4 protein-coding genes are annotated in these 2128 nt (G+C 71.7%); 2 read left to right on the top strand and 2 right to left on the bottom strand.

Translation table 11 applies throughout. From position 1 onward, the window contains the following. Positions 1–23: 23 nt before the first annotated feature. Positions 24–374: a metallopeptidase family protein gene (locus G6018_RS11940; protein ID WP_182610619.1), complete on the bottom strand. Its 351-nt coding sequence runs from the start codon at positions 372–374 to the stop codon at positions 24–26. Further along, positions 371–1486, bottom strand: coding sequence for a septum formation family protein (locus G6018_RS11935; RefSeq protein WP_241731233.1), 1116 nt, complete (start codon positions 1484–1486; stop codon positions 371–373). Before G6018_RS11935 ends, G6018_RS11940 begins: the two co-directional genes overlap by 4 nt. Before the next feature lie 142 nt (positions 1487–1628). Here G6018_RS11935 and G6018_RS11930 point away from each other — a divergent pair, with 142 nt between their 5' ends. Together G6018_RS11930 and G6018_RS11925 are read left to right on the top strand one after the other, a co-directional pair. Then, the gene (locus tag G6018_RS11930; protein ID WP_206682226.1) at positions 1629–1976 is read left to right on the top strand and encodes an ankyrin repeat domain-containing protein; all 348 of its coding nucleotides are present in this window, start codon (positions 1629–1631) and stop codon (positions 1974–1976) included. A gap of 36 nt (positions 1977–2012) precedes the next feature. Then, a partial coding sequence (locus tag G6018_RS11925) for a hypothetical protein (protein WP_182639708.1) occupies positions 2013–2128 on the top strand: 116 nt, incomplete at its 3' end.

Below are 2128 nucleotides of genomic sequence, written 5' to 3'. Positions count from 1 at the left end.
CCAGCTGTGATGCCCAGGTCCGGTCAGCCCCAGCCGAGGGCGTGCAGGGTGTGCTCCTCGATCCCGAAGTGGTGGGCGATCTCGTGGATGACCGTCACCGCCACCTCGTGGACCAACTGCTCCTCGGTGGAGCAGAAGTCGCACAGCGCACCCCGGTAGATCGTGATCGTGTCGGGCAGGAAACCCGAGTAGGTGGTGTCACGCTCGGTCAATGCCACGCCCTCGTACAGGCCCAGGAGGCCCGGTTCCTCAGGATGGCGATCGGCGATGAGGACCACCACGTTGTCCATCGCGGCGAACAACGCGTCCGGCACGGAGTCCAGCGCGTCGTCGACGAGCGACTCGAACCGAGACTCCGCCACGACGATGCTCACGGCGTGCCCCCGGGGATCGGAACGGATACGGTCCCGGGATCCGGGTCGGTCGGCGTCCCGGGGGTCCCCTGGCCGACCCCGGGTGGCGGGACCTCGGTCGTGGTGGGCGCCACCGGGGTGGAGCCGTCGATCAACACGCCCTGCCGCGCGGACCCCCGCAGCACCGCGAACGGCCCGGGGTCGGCGGCCCTCATCAGTCCGCAGTTGACGGTGCGGCTCCCGGTCGCCCACGAGATCTGCGAGATCGGGTTGACGAGCGTGGAGATGAGGGTGGTCCGCCGCAGGGCCTCCCCGTCACCCAGGTAGGCGGTCCCCGCTGCCAGGCAGGCGTCCGCGGTGAGCTCGGCCTGCACCCTCGGCTCAGGCGGGGCGGGCTCCTCCGGGAAGAGTCCGGAGACGTCGACGTCGGAGACCACCTCGATCGCGTGGTCCTCCGAACACGGCACCGGCGCACCGGGCAGACCCTCGTCGGTGAACCCCAGGCAGGTGCCGGGGTCCCACCGTCGGTGCTGGTCGGCCTCCGCGAACACCCCTGTCGAGGTGGTCGACCGGCCGTTGAGTTCGGCCGCGGCGACGCCGCACAACACGGTGTGGTCGCCCTTGGCCCAGCCCTCCTCGGACGGGGGGACGACCAGCCCGGTGAAACGACCCGCCGGGTCGACCTCGCGGCCCCCCGCGTAGCGGGTGATCAGCGGCAAGCAGCGATCGGTGCCGATCGGGACCAACCTCGAGTTGTCCGGGAGCGGGGTGTTCTCGCCGAACCCGGGTACCCCGGAGAGGTCGATGCGGCCGGCGACCTCGAAGCGGTGGGGCTCCGCGCAGTCGACGGTCGTGAACGCGGTGACGCGGTCGGCCGCGTCGACCTGCCAGGTCAGGCACGTTCCCGGGGCCGCGTTCGCGTAGGCGGGCCCGGACAGCGTCCTCGGGTCGACCTGCGGGACGATGGCCGCGATCCGTTCCGCCGTCGCGGAGTTCGGATCCCCCATGGCCGAGGCCATGAGTCCACCGGTGATCGCCCCGCCGGACAGGATCGCGACGAGTGAGGCCATGACCGCGCCCCGGGTCCGGAGCAGTGACCGGCCCGGGTGTGGTGATCGCGAGGAGGTGATCATCGCATCCATGATGCCGCAACTTCGCCGCCCCGATAGGATTCAGGGCATGAGCGGACAGAACCGAGACGAGGCCGGCGGCCCGGACAGCGGAACCCGCGCGCCGCGCGAGGGGGTCGACCCGGAGGTCCTCGAGTTCGCACAGATGCTCTTCCAGCTCGCCCGGGACGGCGAGACCGAACGCCTGGCCGCCTACGTCGACGCTGGGGTGAGCCCGGACCTGACGAACGAGCGCGGTGACACGCTGCTCATGTTGGCCGCCTACAACGGGCATCCCGACACCGTCCGGGCGCTGCTCGCCCGCGGCGCGGATGTCGACCGCGCGAACGACCGCGGGCAGACCCCGCTCGCGGGGGCGGTGTTCAAGGGGTACGGCGAGGTGGTCCGGGTGCTGTTCGAGGGCGGTGCGGACCCCAACGGGGGGACGCCCACCGCGGTCGACACCGCCCGGATGTTCGAGAAGGACGCCTTCCTCGAACTCTTCGGCGTCTAGTTCGGGTGGTGGGACGGGGCCGCTAGGCTGGTCGCCGTGATCGATCTCAGGCTCCTCCGCGAGAACCCCGACCTCGTCCGCGATTCCCAGCGCACCCGCGGCGAGGACCCCTCGCTGGTCGACCGGCTGCTGGCCGCCGACGAGGCCCGCCG

The sequence above is a fragment of the Dietzia sp. DQ11-44 genome, from assembly GCF_014145205.1.
In the GTDB taxonomy this organism is placed as follows: Bacteria; Actinomycetota; Actinomycetes; order Mycobacteriales; family Mycobacteriaceae; genus Dietzia; species Dietzia natronolimnaea.
Note: the sequence above shows the minus strand (reverse complement) of the source record. Positions and strands in the feature narration are given on the sequence as shown.